The organism is Pseudomonas sp. SIMBA_068, from assembly GCF_046534705.1.
GTDB classification, from domain to species: domain Bacteria; phylum Pseudomonadota; class Gammaproteobacteria; order Pseudomonadales; family Pseudomonadaceae; genus Aquipseudomonas; species Aquipseudomonas putida.
Genome location: NZ_JAWRYI010000991.1, coordinates 1 through 255, shown reverse-complemented (window position 1 = coordinate 255; position 255 = coordinate 1). Strand labels below are relative to the sequence as shown.

The 255-nt window shown below is 60.8% G+C and carries 1 protein-coding gene; it reads left to right on the top strand.

Features of this window, described 5'->3' with window-relative positions; genetic code table 11:
- Positions 1-255: LysR substrate-binding domain-containing protein (locus tag SB756_RS32390; RefSeq protein WP_410913546.1), on the top strand; the 255-nt coding region annotated here is incomplete at both ends.

The window sequence follows — 255 nt, the reverse complement described above, 5'->3', positions numbered from 1 at the left end:
CTACGCGCAAGGTGATCCTCACCGCCGAAGGCGAACAGTTTCTGCCGCGCATTGCATCGGCCCTGCGTGAGATGGATGTCGCCCGGCAAGAACTGCGCGACATGGCCGACCTGAAACGCGGTGAAGTGCGTCTGGGTATTCCCCCGATGTTCGGCCTGCACTATGTGCCCGGCTTGATGAATGCCTTTCGCAAGCTATACCCAGGCATTGCCATGACCGTGTTCGAAGGCAGTGCCGAGGACATTGGCCACCGCC